This window comes from Streptococcus sp. HMSC070B10, assembly GCF_001808665.1.
Classification (GTDB): domain Bacteria; phylum Bacillota; class Bacilli; order Lactobacillales; family Streptococcaceae; genus Streptococcus.
In genome coordinates this window covers 137,098-155,899 of sequence record NZ_KV794215.1, presented here as the reverse complement: position 1 = coordinate 155,899, position 18,802 = coordinate 137,098, and the positions used below count along the sequence as shown (strand labels likewise).

The window sequence follows — 18,802 nt, the reverse complement described above, 5'->3', positions numbered from 1 at the left end:
TTGGGCTCAGACAGTAGCTGACTGTCTTGATTCAAACTAGGAGTACATTATGAATCGATACCTTTTTGAAAAAGAGCAAACTTTTAGCATCAGAAAATTAACCGTTGGAGTTGCTTCGGTTATGGTCGGACTCGCTTTTTTTGCATCTGGTACAGCACTAGCTGACGAAGCAAAAATTGAAACTACAAGCTCTCAACCAAATGTAGAAAAATTGGCCGAAGTTGAAAAAACCAAACCAGAAACCAAAAATGAAAGTCCTGTAATTTCTACACCTCAAGAGTCAGAGCAAGCAGAGAAAGCAGAAAAAACTGTTAAACCAGTAGAAGAGAAGACTGTAGCAGAAACTAAAACTACTGACTTGCTTCCTGAAGAAATCCACGATCAAGCTTATCCTGATGCACCCGTGAAAAACATAGATACTTCAGCAATCGTAGACAAGAAGGATAGTCCTAAAGTTGAGACAGAAAGCATTCTAAAAAACAAGGAAGAACTTCCAAAAGAAGCTGAAAATGGTAATCGTGCAATTATCAACGGTGGTCTAGATTTGAAGCACGTCCCTTATGAAGGACAACCTGCTACTGCTGCTAGTATGATTTACACTATTTACAATGGTGGTTCCCAACGCTATATCGTGTCTGGTTCTGGTATTTTTGTGGCACCAAATGTCATCTTGACTGTTGCCCACAACTTTTTAGAATCAAACCGTGATACAAAAGAAGGACATATTCGAGGTGGAGATTCTGCTAAGTTTTACTATAACCTCGGTTCTAATTCTGCTGTTCGCAATTCTCAACCTGTAACGGGTAATACTACTCTATTCAAAGAAGAAGATATTCATTTTTGGAACAAGAAAGAATTTGGAAAAGGATATCAAAATGACTTGGCTGCTGTTGTAGCACCTGTTCCTCTTCAAATCGCTAGTCCAAATAAAGCTGCTACCTTTGTTCCTTTGGCAGAAAACAAAACCTATCAACCAGGGGACCCTGTTAGCACGATTGGGTATCCAACTGACTCAAGCTCACCTGAGCTCAAAAAACCAATTGTAGCTGGTCAACTTTACAAGGCTGATGGTGTCGTGAAATCTGTTGATAATTATGATGATAAAGGCTCAAAAGGCATCACCTATCATATGACTTCTGTTTCAGGCCTTTCAGGTGCTGGTATTATCAACGGTGATGGTAAAGTAGTCGGTGTTCACCAACACGGCACAATTGAAAACGGCATCCCTGACAAAGACCGCTTCGGTGGCGGAATCGTCCTCTCACCCGAGCAAGTAAAATGGGTAAAAGATATTATCGCTAAATATGGTGTCAAAGGTTGGTACCAAGGTGATAATGGGAAACGATATTACTTTACTCCTGAAGGAGAAATGTTCAGAAATAAAACTGCTGTTATTGGCGAAAATCAATATTCTTTCGATGAAAATGGTGTTGCGACACTCATTAAAGGAATCGATTACGGACGTGTAGTTGTTCAACACGTAGATGAAACTGGTAATCCAATCAAAACTGATGATACTTTTGTTGAAAAAACTGAAGTTGGAACAGCTTTTGATTATAACTTCAAAAAAGAAATCGCTAAGACTGACTTCTATACAAAAAATCAAGAGAAATACCAGATTGTCTCTATTGATGGCGTCGAAATCAACAAACAACTCAAAGATGAGTGGACCTACAACGTCGTCAGCAAAACAGCTCCAGGAACACGGGTCATCAAGGTGGTTTATAAAGTGAATAAAGGTTCATTTGCCATTCATTATCGTTTGAAAGGCTCAGAGCAAGAATTAGCAGATGTTGTTACTGATAATAATGACGGAAAAGAATACGATGTTTCTTTTGTAAACACTTTTGAAGCAAAAGAAATCGCAGGCTACCGCGCAATCACTCCACGCTTAGAAGCCAGCATCCAGCACAAGGGTGTGAATGATGTCGTCTTTGAATACGAAAAAATCTCTGATAGCTCTAATCCGACTTCAACTGTTTTACCTGCTGCTCATCCAGAAGATAAAGAAACAGAAATCGGAAATCACGGTCCGCTTCCAAGCAAGGCTCAACTTGATTATCACAAGGAAGAATTAGCTGCCTTCATCCACTATGGTATGAATACTTATACTAATTCTGAATGGGGACATGGAAATGAAGATCCTAAAAACTTCAATCCAACTAACTTAGATACAGATCAATGGATCCGTACTCTAAAGGAAACCGGTTTTAAACGAACTATTATGGTTGTCAAACACCACGATGGTTTCGTTATTTACCCATCTAAATATACAAATCATACCGTAGCTGCAAGCCCATGGAAAGATGGAAAGGGTGACCTTTTAGAAGAAATCTCTAAATCGGCTACTAAATACGATATGAACATGGGTGTTTACCTATCACCATGGGATGTTAATAGCCCTAAATATAAGGTAGCTACTCAAAAAGAATACAACGAATACTACCTCAATCAACTAAAAGAAATCCTTGGTAATCCAAAATACGGTAATAAGGGTAAATTTATCGAAGTCTGGATGGATGGAGCACGCGGTAGCGGTGCCCAAAAAGTAACCTACACTTTTGATGAGTGGTTCAAATACATCAAGGAAGCTGAAGGAGATATCGCTATCTTCTCTGCCGAACCAACAAGTATCCGTTGGATTGGAAATGAGCGTGGTATCGCCGGTGACCCTGTATGGCATAAGGTCAAGAAGGCAAACATCACCGAAAATGTTAAGAACGAATACCTTAACCACGGTGACCCTGACGGAGATATGTACTCTGTAGGAGAAGCAGATGTTTCCATCCGCTCTGGCTGGTTCTACCACGATAACCAGCAACCAAAATCCCTCAAAGAATTGATGGATATCTACTTCAAGTCTGTTGGTCGTGGAACGCCACTTCTTCTCAACATTCCACCAAACAAAGAAGGTAAATTCGCAGATGCTGACGTGGCTCGCTTGAAAGAATTCAAAGCGACTCTAGATCAAATGTATGCGACTGACTTTGCCAAAGGAGCAACTGTAACAGCAAGCTCGACTCGTCAGAACCATCTCTACAAAGAAAGCCACCTTACAGACGGTAAAGATGATACTAGCTGGGCTCTTTCAAATGATGCCACAACAGGTAGCTTCACAGTCGATTTGGGACAAAAGAGACGCTTTGACGTCGTTGAACTCAAGGAAGATATTGCTAAAGGGCAACGTATTTCTGGATTCAAAATTGAAGTCGAAATCAACGGACGCTGGGTTCCATATGGTGAAGGTTCAACCGTAGGTTATCGTCGTTTGATTCAAGGTCAACCTGTAGAAGCACAAAAAATTCGAGTTACGATTACTGGCTCACAAGCCACACCAATCCTAACCAACTTCTCAGTCTATAAAACTCCAAGCACTATCGAAAAGAATGATGGATATCCTCTTGGACTAGAATACCACTCAAATACAACAGCTGACAAAGAAGGTACAACTTGGTACAACGAGTCAGAAGGTATTCGCGGTACTTCTATGTGGACCAACAAGAAAGATGCCAAAGTCACCTATCGTTTCACAGGAACCAAGGCTTACGTCGTATCAACAGTAGATCCAAACCATGGTGAAATGTCTGTATACGTGGATGGTCAAAAAGTTGCAGATGTACAAACCAAGAACAGTAGCCGTAAACGTAGCCAAAAAGTTTACGAAACTGGTGATTTAGCACCTGGAGAACACACTATTACTCTCGTTAACAAAACGGGTGAACCTATTGCTACAGAAGGAATCTACACTCTAAACAATAACAGCAAGGGTATGTTTGAGCTTGAAGCAACTTCTTACGATGTCGAAAAAGGAAAACCTGTTACTGTTACAATTAAGCGTGTTGGTGGAAGCAAGGGAGCTGCTACTGTTCGCTTCATCACAGAACCTGGAACAGGTGTTCACGGTAAGGTTTACCAAGATACAACTCAAGATGTGACCTTTGCAGATGGCGAAACAGAAAAGACTGTTACCATCCCAACGATTGACTTCACCGAACAAGCTGACTCAATCTTTGATTTCAAAGCAAAACTCACTTCTGCGTCTGATGGTGCCCTACTCGGTTTTGCTACCGACGCAACTATTCGAGTAATGAAAGCTGATCTATTGAAGAAAGATCAGACAAATTACGACGACCAAGCTAGTCAATTAGATTACAGTTCTGGCTGGAGACACGAAACCAACTCTTCTGGTAAATACCAAAACACTGAATCATGGGTATCATTTGGACATCTGACAGAGGATCAGAAGAAGAAGACAACTGTGACTGCTTATTTCTATGGAACAGGATTAGAAATCAAAGGATTTGTTGACCCAGGTCATGGTATCTACAAGGTCTTCTTAGATGGCAAAGAAATTCCTTACCAAGATGGTATGGGAAATGCTTCAACTATTGATGGCAAGAAATACTTTAGCGGTCACGCTGCCCAACGCCAAGGTGACCAGACTCTAGTCAGCCTAAAAGGACTTGATGAAAACTTGCACGCAGTAACACTCCAACTAGACCCTGAAAAAAATGATTTGACCAAAAATATCGGTATGCAAGTGGATCAATTCATTACAAAAGGCGAAGGAAGCGAGCTATACAGCAAAGCAGAAATCCTTCAATCTATCTCTAAATGGAAAGAAGATTTATCTAACTTTAATCCTGCTGGATTGAAAGATACTACAACTGCACGCCAAGCGTTCAAGTCTAATCTTGATAAACTCACTGCACAATTAAGTTCTGATACGGTAAATGTACAAGATGTGATGTCAACAGTCACTGCTTTGCAAGATATTCTTAGCAAAGACGAAAATTACCAAAAACCTGGAGACGAAACAAGTCCAGAACAACCGGTTGAACCAAAACAACCGGAACAGCCTGAAATCAATTATGATAAGGCTATGGCTAGCCTGACTGAAGCTATCGAGAAAAAAGTAGCTGAACTTGGTGCTAACAACGATGCTAAGAAGAAATTAGTTGAAATTACTGACAAAGCAATCGCAGCTATTCAAGAGGCTAAGACTCAAGAAGATGTCAACAAAGCCCTCAATAACGCTCTTGAACAAATCAAGCAATTGCAACCTAGCCAACCAGAACAACCAGTTGAACCAAAACAACCGGAACAGCCTGAAATCAATTATGATAAGGCTATGGCTAGCCTGACTGAAGCTATCGAGAAAAAAGTGGCTGAACTCGGTACTAACAATGAGGCTAAAAAGAAATTAGTCGAAATTACTGATAAAGCAATCGCAGCTATTCAAGAGGCTAAGACTCAAGAAGACGTCAACAAAGCCCTCAACAATGCTCTTGAACAAATCAAGCAATTACAACCTAGCCAACCAGAACAACCGGTTGAACCAAAACAACCTGAACAGCCTGAAATCAATTATGATAAGGCTATGGCTAGCTTGACTGAAGCTATCGAGAAAAAAGTGGCTGAGCTTGGTGCCAACAACGATGCTAAGAAGAAATTAGTTGAAATTACTGACAAAGCAATCGCAGCTATTCAAGAGGCTAAGACTCAAGAAGATGTCAACAAAGCCCTCAATAACGCTCTTGAACAAATCAAGCAATTGCAACCTAGCCAGCCAGAACAACCAGTTGAACCGAAACAACCTGAAAAACCAATTACTTCTTCAATTCCTGAAGAAGGAGTTAAAGAGCTTACCTTCCAACTCCCAAGTTTGGATATTGTCAAGAAGGCAGTACCATTCAAGACGATCCGTCGCGAAAATCCACAATTAGACAAAGGGAAAGAACAAGTTCTAGCAGAAGGGAAAGATGGTGCTATAATCGAGTATGTCGAAGTAGATGGCAGCAATCGTAAGGTAGTTCAAACTGAATCAACTCCAGCTCTAGACAGAGTGATTGAAGTTGGAACTAAACAAAGTTCTGTAGGAACAGATACTCCACCAGTTGTGACTCTCCCTGAGTACCTTCTACCAAAAGAACCTGAAAAACCAATTACTTCTTCAAGTCCTGAAGAGGGAGTTAAGGACCTTGTCTTTAAACTTCCAAGTTTGGATATTGTCAAGAAGGCAGTACCATTCAAGACTATCCGTCACGAAAATCCAAACTTAGATAAAGGAAAAGAGAAAGTTCTAGCAGAAGGGAAAGACGGCCTGCTAATTGAGTATGTCGAAGTGGAAGGTAGCAATCGCAAGGTAGTCCAAACCAAATCAACTCCAGCTCTAGATAGAGTGATTGAAGTCGGAACTAAACAAAGTTCTGTAGGAACAGAGGTACCACCAGTTGTGACTCTCCCTGAGTATGTTCTACCTAGAGAAACTGAAAAACCAGCTCCTGCAGTTGTAACAGAAGATTCACCAAGAAAAGATGAAAAAGCACCTGTTGCTACTACAGTTAAACAAGACAAGGAAAAACAACTCCCAGAAACTGGAGAGCAAGAAGCAAATGCCTTCTTATTCTTGGCTGCTATTACTTCAGTATTGTCTCTACTCATCTTCCAAAAGAATTTCAAAGACTAATTAAAATCTTTACTTAATTCTTTTCAATGATTCTAGTTCCCCCAAGAGAAGACCAGCCGGTCTTCTCTTTTTCTATCTACAAATTAAAAAGCATCCATAAATTTCTATGGATGTCTTAGTATATATAAAACAGAATGATTACTTGGGATAAGTATTTTCAAATTCAACAACAATTTTAAGTAAACGATTATCTAAAAAAGATAGGGCTTCTTGTCCGATTTCATCAGAAAGACCATAATAAGCTTCTGCAAGTCCTCTTCAGATAGCTGCAATGGGGTACACCAAAAAACGAGTTCATCTCCTACCAAATCTACTGGTCACTATTTTTAACACCAACATATACATAGGTTCTATTTCTGGTACACTCTTTTTCAGTCACCACCCTAAAATAAAAGCGATGCTCCCTCCCATCCTTGGCATTCTCCTTGTTTAAGACAAAGTAGTTTTTCTGATTCATCGCCATGGTTCGTAGGATGTCATCAATCAAGAAAGTCAGAGGTACATTCATGGCAGAGTATTTTTGAAAATCCTCTTCAAAACGAATATAGTTATCTGAAAAGTAATCCATCTGCAGTTTGTTTTCATACAGCTCTTTTCTAGTCATAAACTCCCTCCTCCCACAGCCGAATTTCTAGGATATCTGCAACATCTATCAACCTATATCCCTCGTTTGTCCTAATAGATAGAGTCTGAGGCGATAACTCTCTCACCACACCAATGATAGTGGTTTTCTGCTTCTGTTCCTTTAGCACAAAACTTCCCCTAAGTTGGCCAACATAAAGCTGAGAAAGCAAGTGCAACTTCTCATCTGGAGTCAAATCCGTCGAAAAATCAACCCGATTTTTTTCTTCACTGAGCGAGCTGGTGTGTTCTGAGAGGTAAAATCCCATCCACTTCTGCATCCCTGGATCTTGATAATCTCGAGCGGATTGAAAGGGTAAATAAGAACGATCAATCATTTTAATCCATCTAATCCTCCAGCAGAATGCCCCCCAATCAGCTTGCTTCTAGCAAGACTCCGAGAGGCTTCTTCCAGTGCATTGGCTTTTAAGAGAGAAGTAAAACCAAATTCCTCCCGAATAGAGTCAATAGCCGCCTGGAGCCTTTCTTCTTTTTCTAACTTGTCAACATCATCAAAGAGGGAAATCAAGCCAAAGGACTCATCCACAAATCCTGAATAGTTTACTCCGACACTTCTGACTGCTCCTGAAGTGTATTTATTATGAAATAACTTCAAAACATAGTCCGTTAAGACAGCTGTATTATTGGTCGGTTCGACCTTCATTTGTGTGTGTATAGAGGGTCTGATTTCCTGTTTAGAGAAACCGACATAGATAGAGACAAGGGTTGTTTTCTTGCCCGCCCTTCTCAGTCTAATAGCCACCTGCTCCGCCATTTCTCGAAGAATAATTTCGATATCTCGTAGCTTCACGTAGTCTCTCGGCAAGATTTGAGAATTTCCCAAACCTTGGGATTTGGCTTTATAGGGCTTATGAACATTGCTCTCATCAATCCCATTAGCATAAAACCACAAACGCAGACCAGCCTGACCGAGAACTTTCTGTAGCTGGTCTGGATTGCTGGTTGCCAATTCCTTGATGGAAAAAATACCCAGAGCATGCAAGCGTTTCTCCATCCGCCTGCCAATCCCCCAAAAGTCGGTCATCTTGGGAATGGCCCAAACCTTCTCTTCCACATCCTGGTAAGACCAATTGGCTCTCATAGTCGGAGTGTGCTTGGCCTCATTATCCAGAGCCAACTTAGCCAGTAAGGGATTGGAATTGGACATGCCCACTGTAGAGTAGATCCCTGTCTGCCTCCAAATATCCCTCTGAATACGAGCAGAAAGCACATCCAGCTTGTCCTTGCGAGAGAGAATCTTATCTGGGATGAAATAGTTGAGCGAACTAGTTAGGTCAATAAAGCCCTCATCGATAGAGTAAGGATAAATATCATCTGGACTGCCATAATTCTGAAAGATTCGCTGGATTTCCATATTGACTGCAATGTACTCGTCCATTCGAGGAGGGACAATCAAGGTCACTTGAGCCCAATCTTCTATGTAGCGAACATAGTCTGAGTCGGTAGGTAGCCCTTGCTTTCTAGCATTATAGTAGGAAAATTTGCGCGTTTTGATATCAAAAGGCAGATCATAGGCCCGACCAACATTGGACTTGCCAAAAATCTTCTTAAACATGGGAGAGGAAGCTAGGATAAGACCAGTCGAATTATCTGCTCGACTCATGACACAAAGCGAGGTCTTCAGCGGATGTAAGCCCCTTTTCACACACTCGACACTAGCATAAAAAGATTTCATATCGACAAAGGCAATATCACTTTTGGGCTCTCTAGAATAATCAAAGTAGCCCATAGGCTAGCCCTCCATTGGCACAAAATTCCCAACGATAATCCCTACAATCCGAGGATCTTCCTCATAGGAAATGAAAATGTCCTTGTATTTAGGATTGATAGAGACCAGACGCAAGCCACCTTCCTCCCGATAGACCCGTTTGATATAGGTCTGGTTGTTACAAACCACTGCATAAACCGCCCCGTCATAGTCAAATCCTGTCTCTCGAATCAGAGCTACTGAACCATTTTGGTATTTAGGTTCCATGGAGTCCCCAGACACCCATGACGCAAAATCATGGGCCAACTCCTCATTAAAGTAAACCGTATCAAAATTCTGATCATCGTAGACTGAAGCCCCAATCCCTGCTGACATGCGTTCATAAACACGGTACTCGTAGAGGCGCTCTGGCATAGCTGTCACTTTCTGGGCTTGCTCCTCTTGAGATAGGTTGCGAGCATAGAGAACAACCTTCTCCTGCCCTTGCTTGGAGAGGCTATGGTAGAGACGGACAATCTCGATCTGAGTAAAATATCCTTTGGGTACTTTTAAAATGTTCTCTAGCTGGGCTACCTTCTCCTTAGACGGTTCTTTGATTCCACGTTCCCAAGCTGAGTAAGCCTGGAAACTAATCCCAAGTTGCTCTGCAATTTCCTTCTGTGTCAATTTTAACTCTTTCCTCCGATCCTTTAATTTTTCTGGCTGATACATACTTCACCTCCTATTATGATGATTTAATGGACATTATCTCCCTTAGAAAGACTAATCGATGCTTGAATCCATATTTTTAAAACTCAACCAATACGGTTTAGTTTTATTATATAAAAAAAGTGGACGGTTGTCTACTAGGAATATCTATTTCTGCTACACACTTAATAGTGGTATTGACCTTGTTCTATATATATGCTAGAATTATTGTTACATATTCAATGAAAGGCTTTACACAATATGTTTCCATTCATGCCAGCAGCACGAGCAAAAACTGTTTTTGATATCCCCTATCAAATATTATATCAACTTGGTTTTAAAGGATTAATTTTTGATATCGATCAAACTCTTGTGATGCATGGCGCCCCCGCCACAGAACAAGTTATTGAACTATTTCAAAATCTCAAAGCCATTGGTTTTCAAATTTTTCTTTTATCAAACAACGACGAAGAAAGAATATCACAATTTAATCACCACTTATCTGTGCCTTTTATTCCTCTTTCTGAAAAACCAAATCCTAAAAATTTTAAAAAAGCTCTTGACATGATGCAGCTAAAACCATTTGAAACAATTATGATTGGAGATCAACTTTTTACAGATGTTCTGGGAGCTAGTCGGGCAAATATCCCCACTATCTTAGTTGATTTTTTATATGATCCTAAAGAAGGCGGAATTGGTAAAAAACGATGGGTTGAAAAATTAATACTATATACTTACCCATTTTTGAGACAAAAAAATAGAAGTTTAGATATGATTAAAAAGGAGAAGCAACATGGTTTTTTGGAATAAGGATCTACTATTTTGTGAAATTAGTCCCACTACATATAAAATTTCTTTAAAAAAAGAAAATCTAAAACGACATCTCCAAAACTTAAAGCAGGGCAAGAAATTTTCGAAAGTTCGTCAAGAAAAACTTCTACCTAACTTGATTTCATCATTCTCTACTCAGTTGATTAAGCGTGGTCCCGGTATTGATATCAATCTTCAAAAAGGAAAAGCAACTAATATCAATATTGCAGCACAAACCTTGAATCATGTTATGATTTTTCCTGGTGAAGAATTTTCTTTTTGGAGTTTAGTCGGAAATACAACTAAGAGAAAAGGATACCTAGAAGGAAGAGTAATTATTAATGGTAAAGTAGAACCTGGAATTGGCGGCGGACTCTGCAACCTAGCTAATCTACTTCATCTATTAATTGTTCATAGTCCAATGGAAATTACGGAGTTTCATACGCATTCAGATGCACTAGATCCAGATAAAGGAAAACGAAAACCATTTGCAAATGGAACTTCTGTACAATATAATCATCAGGACTATCGTTTTAAAAATAATACTGATCAACTTATTCAATTGAGAACATGGACTGAAAATGAGATTCTCTTCGGCGAATTAAGAAGTGAATCCCAATTCCCATTCACTTACCAAATTGTCGAAGAAAATCATCATTTCAAAAAAGAAGGGGAACATTACTATCGTAACTCCATGATTTATCGTGAAAAAGTAGATAGAATAACTGAACAAACTTTGGAAAAAGAGCTTATTTTGAAAAATCATTCAAAAGTCATGTATGATCCGAAGCTCATTCCCACTGAAATGATGAAATAATAATCTAAAAATTCTACTATCAAAAAAAGACTTAGATTCAAGATAAAAGGAACTATTATGAACACCACACCTAAATTAATCGTTATGCTGACACATAATGATCACACAGTTGAAAATGCTAGTGAAATTTTCGAATCATGTAAAAACTCTAAAGCTCAGTATTGGGGATTTAAAGAAAAAACTCTTCCTATTTCTGAAATGAAGTCTCTGTTCTCCAGAATGAAATCTTGCGGTAAAACTACTTTTCTTGAAGTTGTTGAATATGATGAAGAAAGTGGACTTCAAGGGGCAAAAATTGCAAAAGAATGTGGGTGTGATATTTTAATGGGAACTGTCTTCTTTGATTCAATCAATCAATTCTGCAAAGAAAACAACATGAAATACATGCCATTTGTTGGCCAAATTACTAATCGCCCGTCTATTCTAGAAGGTTCTATCGAGGATATGATTGCTGAAGCAAAGGAATATCTAGCAAAAGGAGTTTACGGATTTGACTTGCTAGGGTACCGATATACAGGTGATCCTGTCAAACTAAACAATGCTTTTGTTCAAGCTATAGAGGCTCCCGTTTGTTTGGCTGGAAGTGTTGATAGTTATGAACGTTTAGATGAAGTCAGGGAGGCAAATCCTTGGGCTTTTACAGTCGGAAGTGCATTTTTTGAAAAAAAATTTGGTACAGAAATTTACGAACAGATTAATAATGTTTGTAATTATATAGAGAAATAAAATAAAGTATACTTTTTAGTTATTATGCTCTCTTATGTCAAATAAATTTTATTTTACATCAACAATTACTCTCAAAAAATGAGACTTTTAATCTCACTTTTTGAGGGTATTTTTGTATTTTGACGATCAGGTTAGTAAAAATTCAGCAAAAGATATTATAACTTATATACTAAAAATAACATCGAGAATTTTTAAAAATATGTATTAAAAATATTTCATGTTTCTGCCCTAAAAATCAATGGTGGAAATTTTGGGGTGAATTCTTGATTTTTAAACAAAAAAAGACATCCAAGAGAAAATTCTTGAATGTCTGTAAACGTTGATATAATCGTATTGATTAACGTTTTGAGAATTGTGATGCTTTACGAGCTTTCTTAAGACTTGGTTTTTTCTACATCATGATATTTATGGTAAATTATCACTAAAATCAAGTAATTTTGAGAGATAAATCCTCAATTTTTACATATATAATCCTTTTAAAAATTGAGAGGTTATCAAAGGGTTATCACTTTTTTAGTTTTCGGAGCTTATGTAGTTGAGAAAGACGAAATACTGTATCATAAAGATGATGTACATTTTCTTCGTACCAGGACAATTTCGTTTTCTATCCTGAAGATATTTAAATAGTTCTAGATATTATTTATAACAAATTGAAAACAATTAAACAAATTAAGTATTATTTCTAAATATTTGAAAATAATTACTATTTGTATTATACTATCTTTGAGGTATCTATTATGAACTATATTAAAAGACCACATTATTTAGATTTTTTAAGAAGACATCGTGACCGACAAATCATCAAAGTTGTGAGTGGAGTGAGACGAGCTGGTAAATCTGTTCTCTTTCAACTCTATAAAGAGGAGTTACTAGCAACTGGGGTAGACGAAGATCAAATCATATCCATCAATTTTGAAGATCTGAGTTATTATGAACTGCGACATTTTCAAACATTATTCGCTTATATAAAAGAGCAGTTAGTTGGGGAGAAAACATACTATATCTTTTTAGATGAAATTCAACATGTTGAAAAATTTGAACTAGTAGCAGATAGTCTATTCATCTTGCCAAATGTTGACCTCTATTTGACTGGATCCAACGCCTACTTTATGAGTAGCAAATTAGCTACAAACTTGACTGGACGTTATGTTGAGATAGAAGTTCTTCCATTATCATTTGAAGAATACCTATCAGGTCAATCTCTCTCAGAGAATCTGAATACAACAGAAATTTTTAACAATTATCTCTTTAGTGCTTTCCCTTACTTATTGCAAACATCATCTTACGCTGAAAAAATTGACTATCTCAGAGGAATATATAACTCAATACTGTTAAATGATATTGTCACTAGATTGGGAAATCCAAATCCTACTATTATTGAGCGCATTGTTCGAACCCTTCTCAGTAGTACAGGTAGCTTAATATCAACAAATAAGATTCGTAATACCCTTGTCAGCCAAAACGTTTCAATCTCCCATAATACTTTGGAAAATTATTTGACAACTTTGACAGACAGTTTACTTTTTTATTCCGTTCCACGTTTTGATGTAAAAGGTAGAGCATTATTGCAACGTTTGGAAAAATATTATCCAGTTGATTTAGGTTTACGACATCTCTTATTACCAGACCACAAAGAAGACATTGGGCATATCTTGGAAAATATTGTATATTTGGAATTGAGACGTAGATATTCACAAGTATATGTTGGTAATTTAGATAAATATGAGGTTGATTTTGTTGTTGTAACTGATCTTGGCCACTACGCTTATTATCAAGTCAGTGAAACAACACTTGCTCCAGAAACACTAGACAGAGAACTTAGACCACTAGAAGCCATAAAAGATCAATTCCCAAAATATCTATTAACAATGGATACGATTCAGCCAACAGCAAATTACAATGGTATTGAGAAAAAAAACATTATAGATTGGTTACTAGAAAAGTAGATATGTGCTGAACACATAAATTGAGACGCAAAAACAACACTCCTGTTGAGATCTAGTAAAACTATGAACAGGGGTGTTTTATTATGACCTAAAAAGCTTATTCAGTAGAAACTAAGTTAGCCTTCAATTGTGAGTAATAGAAAAAGACCTATATAGATGCAGATTTCTGCTACCCTATATAGGTCTTTTTAATTATAATCTGGTAACACTAGAGATATAGTATGGAGTTTTATTTATTCCTCCATCATACTTCTTATTATTTTTCTTCAATAGGTATTTCTGATAAGGTGTATTAACCCCATAATTAACATAAGTTTTTACTTCAATGCCATTATCTGATACCTTCCATTTATCACTTGATTCAATACTCAATGGAGGAAATCCACCGCCACGACCACCTTTGGCAACTTCATAGAAAGCTTTGTCAGCTTGTGAATAAAACCATTCTATCGGAGATTTTTTATCATTAGCCAATTTACGCCATTGTTTCTCAGTATAATACTTCAAAGGTACACTTACTTTTTTAGCAGGCGTGGGTAAAGCTTTAATAACATCTTCCAGTTGATAGGTTTTATCACCTTTATATGTATTGTAATAATCTATTAATTCACCTGGGATAAACTGACTCACATACAAAGAATCAGCCTTCAAAACAGGTTTAGATTTTACTAGTTTAGAAAATTGATAAGCATAACCATTGTTAATAATTTCTTTAATAGCAAGTTCATCCTCAACAGACACTTTTCTTATCGGTTGATCACTTTCTACAAATACCGTTCCTTTATCTTTATTTAAAATTACTGCCCTTGTTAACCTTTCCTGCATGCGATTTTCGACATAACGAATCTCATTACGAACTATTTCTGGCAAATCTTTAACTGGGTGACCTGGCAAATAAAGATTAAATTCTTTTCCTGGGGATTTCTCATCTGCGATTCCTCGAGGTACAGATGTATCAATTTTTACACCATTTACAAACTTTGTTTCCCCGGCCTTAGGATATTCCAAATCAGTTAATGTCATCTTATACTCATAGTCATTAACTTTATCTAGATTATTGAATTTACCTGTAAAGTCAGAAATAAACATTTGACCTTTGGGATGATTCGGACCAGTGTACCACCAATTCGTGTCACGAAATTTTCCAATGATATTACCATCTTTGGAAATTCTCATGGATGTTCCCCACCCTCCTATAAGATTAGGTATGTAGAATGGTTTTGTTAGTTTTTCAAATATAAATATAGTTTCTGAATTTTGAACAGACTCATAAAGTTTAGCTTCTAATTCACCATCAAATAATGTTAATTCAGGCTCTAATTCCAAGTCTTTGAGAAGTCCCAAAGATTTAAGCTGCTCCAAAATTTCTAATTTAGCCTTTAAAGTTAGATAACCAATTTCTCTGACGAATAATTTTAGAGATGATTTATTTTTAATATAATTAATTTGATTTTTCTCATACTCTTCCCCAGTCATCGAAAACGAAGCATCTATTCCTACCCCTGCATCAGCAGAAACAGAAACTGTATCTATCCCTAATATTTTGGGTTCTACTTTTATTTCTGGACCAACTTTGACTGTGGCTTTAGCTTTGAATTCTGTGACAGTCTTTTTAAGATCTGCAGTATGCTTAGGTTCAAGAACCCCATTTTTAAATTTGATTGAGTTTTGAATTGAATATGTACTTGATATTGAAACACTTATACTCCCATCAACAGAGATCTTAAGCATTATAGGAATATTTACAGTCACCCCCGTAACTGGTGTAGCTAAAATCAATTCTCCTAATTTCTTTTCTATACTTTCTGGAGCTCTTGTTTTCCATTCTGCTGATTTACTAAATTCTAAAGAACCTTCTGTAGTAAAACTCAATTCATTATTGATATCAAAATTCATAAAATCTATTTTAGGAGTCCAGAAGTTTAAATTGACAGCATCTGACCAAACCTTACCTGAAATATTGAATGATAGCGCTCCTTTGATGCTTTTATCATCACTTTTCTTCTTACCAGTCAATGAGACTGATGCTGATAGAAGAGATCCTTCAAGAGATACACTCCTAAATAAACCTTGATCTGTATTTGATGCTTTTTTTACAGTAACTCCTTCAGCTGGAATGAAAGTAGCACGGTTGATATTAGACGACCAAGCTTTTGTATTGATTTTCTGTACAACCTCGTACAATGATGGCACACTATATTCAATAACTGACTGATTATTAATAGTGCTAATAGAATTAATCTTAATAGCTTTAGAAGTCTCATAAATCTTAGATGGTGGAATAATTAGAATATCACCTACTCTAGCATTAATTTCTTTAGACAATACTACTTTTTTCCCATCGTCACTTTCGCTCTGATATCGACCATCATTAACATAAATTACATTGCTTTTTAGATGGTAGTCAATCATATCATCTGAATATTTTCTTCCTAATTCAAAATGACCCTTTATATTTTCAATTATCGGATCACCATAAGGCAGGGGAGTAATTTTAGCTTCGAATCCATCAGATTTCAAGATATACGATTGATTTGTGATTAAATGAGTAAACATATAACCATCAAAATCAGTATTAGTCTCTGCAACTAGTTCATTATCTTTGTAAATTGAAACAGATTTTTCTTCTATAGCATTGCTTTTACTATCATATGCATGACCCGAAACAACTACATCTTTTCTTGATAGCCCATTTGGTTTTGTACCTATATGATAAACTTTAGTAATTAATGGTATTTCTTTAGTAATTACTAATTCCGTTTGTTGTTCTTTGTCACTTAGATCTCGTTTTTTCTTAATATTTACTGTAACATAACTAGCTTGAATATTTTGTAATTGTCTCTGACCTGCGAGAATTGTATTATCATAGACTTCTATTGTCTTAACCTGTACCAACTTTTCTCCATCTGGTGCTATAAGATTTAGCAATGGTGTTCTATCTTTTACTAACTCACGCACTTTTTCACGGTCAGTAACGACTGTTTTATTTTCAGATTCAGTAACCTCTACTGTATAGTAACCTGGGATAGGAGTTTTTTGTGTTGTCGCTTTAGAATCAGTAGCAAGAATCGCCTCTGAGCTAGCACTTGGTACTACTTCACTAGTAGTAGGTTGAGTTGCCGTTTTCTTCGTTCCAATAAGAAGAACTTTATTTTGAGGTTCTTCCCTTGTTTCTGAGATTGTTTCCTTTACAGTCTCTACATTATCCACTAGGGTAATCTTTTGAATAGAAACTTTCTTCCCAAGTTTTCCCTCTGTTTCTACCTTAGTCTCACCTTCAGCTAAAGAGCTATCCTTCTTAACAACAACTTCAAACGGAATGTCTTCTGTAGTACGCATGGTACGATTAACTTTTTTTGCTTTAACTATTGTAGGTTCTGCAATAGTTTCCAAGCTAGAGCTTAAAGCCTCAACTGGAGATGTAATTTCTTCTTTTTTATCCTCTCCTACTGAAGATCCTGTTGAAGATGCTACTCCTTTATTTTCAATTTCCGAATTTTTTTCAACTGTTGGCTTAACAGAGGTTGAATTAGCAGTTGGAGTAGTTGTAACTTGCGTCTCATCTTCCACAACTTCCTCAGACAATATTTCTACTAATGTAGATGGGATAACAACGTTTGTTTCCTTGAGAAGATCCGTAGTTGTCTTTTCTTCCGATACAGTATCTTTCTTGTAAACTTCAGTTACAGTTCGAATGATAACTAGCTGACCATCCTGAACTTCTCGTGTTTCAACAGGTTGGCTCGTGCTAACTTTTGTATAACCAGTAACATCTTCTAAAGCATTCCCAGAGTCATCCACTTTGATAATTTTATCAATAACTTTAGGGTCTACAGGCTTAACTGGTTCATCTTCTTTTGGTGGAATTATTGGTTCAACCGGATCAACTTTTCCTCTACTACTATCATCAATATCATCTTTCTCAGGTTTATCAGTTGAATTAATTGTATTCTTCATTGTATTCCCCTGAGATGGAAGTGGAGTTACAGTTGTAGTTGAATTCGTAACTACATCTTTACCATCAATATAACCAACAAAATGATATCCTGAAATATTCACTCTACCATCTGGAAACGTTGCACCTGCTGATATTGTTTCAGTATGGTTATAATTTGACAAAGTAGCAACCGCCAAAGCAGATACAGTTGTTACTGTCAAAACTCCTCCAACCAAAGAGATTGACAAAATACTCTTAACAATCTTCTTGTCTGCTTTACCAGTTTTCTTCATGATAAAAGCAACTAACAATAAACCTGTTCCAATAATAGAAGCCAAGGGCAATACATTACTTCCAGTATTTGGTAAAGTATTATTTGCATTATCTTTACGATAGATAACAAACAGATCTGAACCATCTACAAGATTCTTTGGCAACTCGTTTACAATGAGTTTTTTCTCTGTTTCTGTCAACTCATCTGTAGTAGCATATTTATAGTTTACTGTTATATCTGTTTCAGCGGCTGAAACTGCTTCAAGAGGAAGTGAAGAAAAGCCAATAATTCCAATAACGGCAGACACTGCACCAATTCCTGAAACTTTTCTCAGACTAAACTTTCTTATACGTTCATCTGCATTAAACTTATCTTTTAGTTTCATAATGATCTCCTTTTTATTGATAAGCTACTTCCGTATATTCAAAAAGAAATAACTCATCTTATACACATTTTATCCTCCATTCTATTATTTTGTCAAGTATTATAAGTATTTCTTAGTAAATTATAAAAAATAAATTTTATCTCTTAAATTAAAGGGGGGTAGGGATTTCCCCAAAATGCAAATCACACCCAAAAGTACATACACTATGTGTATACAAATTTTGGGGGTGATTTTGGGAGTGTGTGTATACAGACTCTGAGCTCGCAAAGTCACATTATAAGAAATCTCTCCCCTTCGATAAAATGATCCAAAAAATCACTTTAATAAATCAATGGTGGAAATTTTGGTGGAAACTCTCGATTTTTAGACAAAAAAAGACATCCAAGAGAAAATTCTTGAAT

At 36.9% G+C, this 18,802-nt stretch carries 10 protein-coding genes; 5 read left to right on the top strand and 5 right to left on the bottom strand.

What is annotated here, in order from left to right:
* The first annotated feature begins 49 nt into the window (after positions 1-49).
* Positions 50-6,469, top strand: coding sequence for an alpha-L-fucosidase (locus HMPREF2613_RS10125; protein ID WP_070480223.1), 6,420 nt, complete (start codon positions 50-52; stop codon positions 6,467-6,469).
* A gap of 310 nt (positions 6,470-6,779) precedes the next feature.
* Here the strand turns inward: HMPREF2613_RS10125 and HMPREF2613_RS10120 are convergent, their stop codons facing one another.
* Genes HMPREF2613_RS10120 through HMPREF2613_RS10105 form a run of 4 tightly spaced genes read right to left on the bottom strand, consistent with a single transcriptional unit; the run spans position 6,780 to position 9,530 of the window.
* Positions 6,780-7,073 carry a DUF5960 family protein gene (locus tag HMPREF2613_RS10120; RefSeq protein ID WP_070480221.1) on the bottom strand — a complete coding sequence of 98 codons (294 nt, stop codon included), beginning with the start codon at positions 7,071-7,073 and terminating at the stop codon, positions 6,780-6,782.
* Positions 7,066-7,428, bottom strand: coding sequence for a hypothetical protein (locus HMPREF2613_RS10115; RefSeq protein ID WP_070480218.1), 363 nt, complete (start codon positions 7,426-7,428; stop codon positions 7,066-7,068). Before HMPREF2613_RS10115 ends, HMPREF2613_RS10120 begins: the two co-directional genes overlap by 8 nt.
* On the bottom strand, positions 7,425-8,840 hold the full coding sequence (locus HMPREF2613_RS10110) for a Y-family DNA polymerase (RefSeq protein WP_070480216.1): 1,416 nt from the start codon (positions 8,838-8,840) through the stop codon (positions 7,425-7,427). Before HMPREF2613_RS10110 ends, HMPREF2613_RS10115 begins: the two co-directional genes overlap by 4 nt.
* A 3-nt stretch (positions 8,841-8,843) precedes the next feature.
* A complete protein-coding gene (locus tag HMPREF2613_RS10105) occupies positions 8,844-9,530 on the bottom strand; it encodes an XRE family transcriptional regulator (RefSeq protein ID WP_070480213.1) in 687 nt (228 codons plus the stop codon).
* A 237-nt stretch (positions 9,531-9,767) separates the two neighbouring features.
* On the opposite strand from HMPREF2613_RS10105, the gene HMPREF2613_RS10100 reads away from it, so the two are divergent.
* The 4 genes from HMPREF2613_RS10100 to HMPREF2613_RS10085 all read left to right on the top strand — a co-directional run bounded on the left by HMPREF2613_RS10100 (position 9,768) and on the right by HMPREF2613_RS10085 (position 13,805).
* Positions 9,768-10,316 (top strand): YqeG family HAD IIIA-type phosphatase, encoded by a 549-nt coding sequence (locus tag HMPREF2613_RS10100; RefSeq protein ID WP_070480211.1) that lies wholly within the window; start codon positions 9,768-9,770, stop codon positions 10,314-10,316.
* Positions 10,300-11,133 (top strand): VanW family protein, encoded by an 834-nt coding sequence (locus HMPREF2613_RS10095; RefSeq protein ID WP_070480209.1) that lies wholly within the window; start codon positions 10,300-10,302, stop codon positions 11,131-11,133. The genes HMPREF2613_RS10100 and HMPREF2613_RS10095 overlap by 17 nt, the downstream gene beginning before the upstream one ends.
* A gap of 57 nt (positions 11,134-11,190) precedes the next feature.
* Positions 11,191-11,859 carry a beta/alpha barrel domain-containing protein gene (locus HMPREF2613_RS10090; RefSeq protein WP_070480206.1) on the top strand — a complete coding sequence of 223 codons (669 nt, stop codon included), beginning with the start codon at positions 11,191-11,193 and terminating at the stop codon, positions 11,857-11,859.
* 737 nt (positions 11,860-12,596) lie between these two features.
* Positions 12,597-13,805, top strand: a complete 1,209-nt coding sequence (locus HMPREF2613_RS10085) for an ATP-binding protein (protein WP_070480204.1) — start codon at positions 12,597-12,599, stop codon at positions 13,803-13,805.
* 192 nt (positions 13,806-13,997) lie between these two features.
* Here the strand turns inward: HMPREF2613_RS10085 and HMPREF2613_RS10080 are convergent, their stop codons facing one another.
* Complete coding sequence (locus tag HMPREF2613_RS10080) at positions 13,998-18,401, bottom strand: G5 domain-containing protein (protein WP_070480202.1); 4,404 nt, start codon at positions 18,399-18,401, stop codon at positions 13,998-14,000.
* Positions 18,402-18,802: the final 401 nt, after the last annotated feature.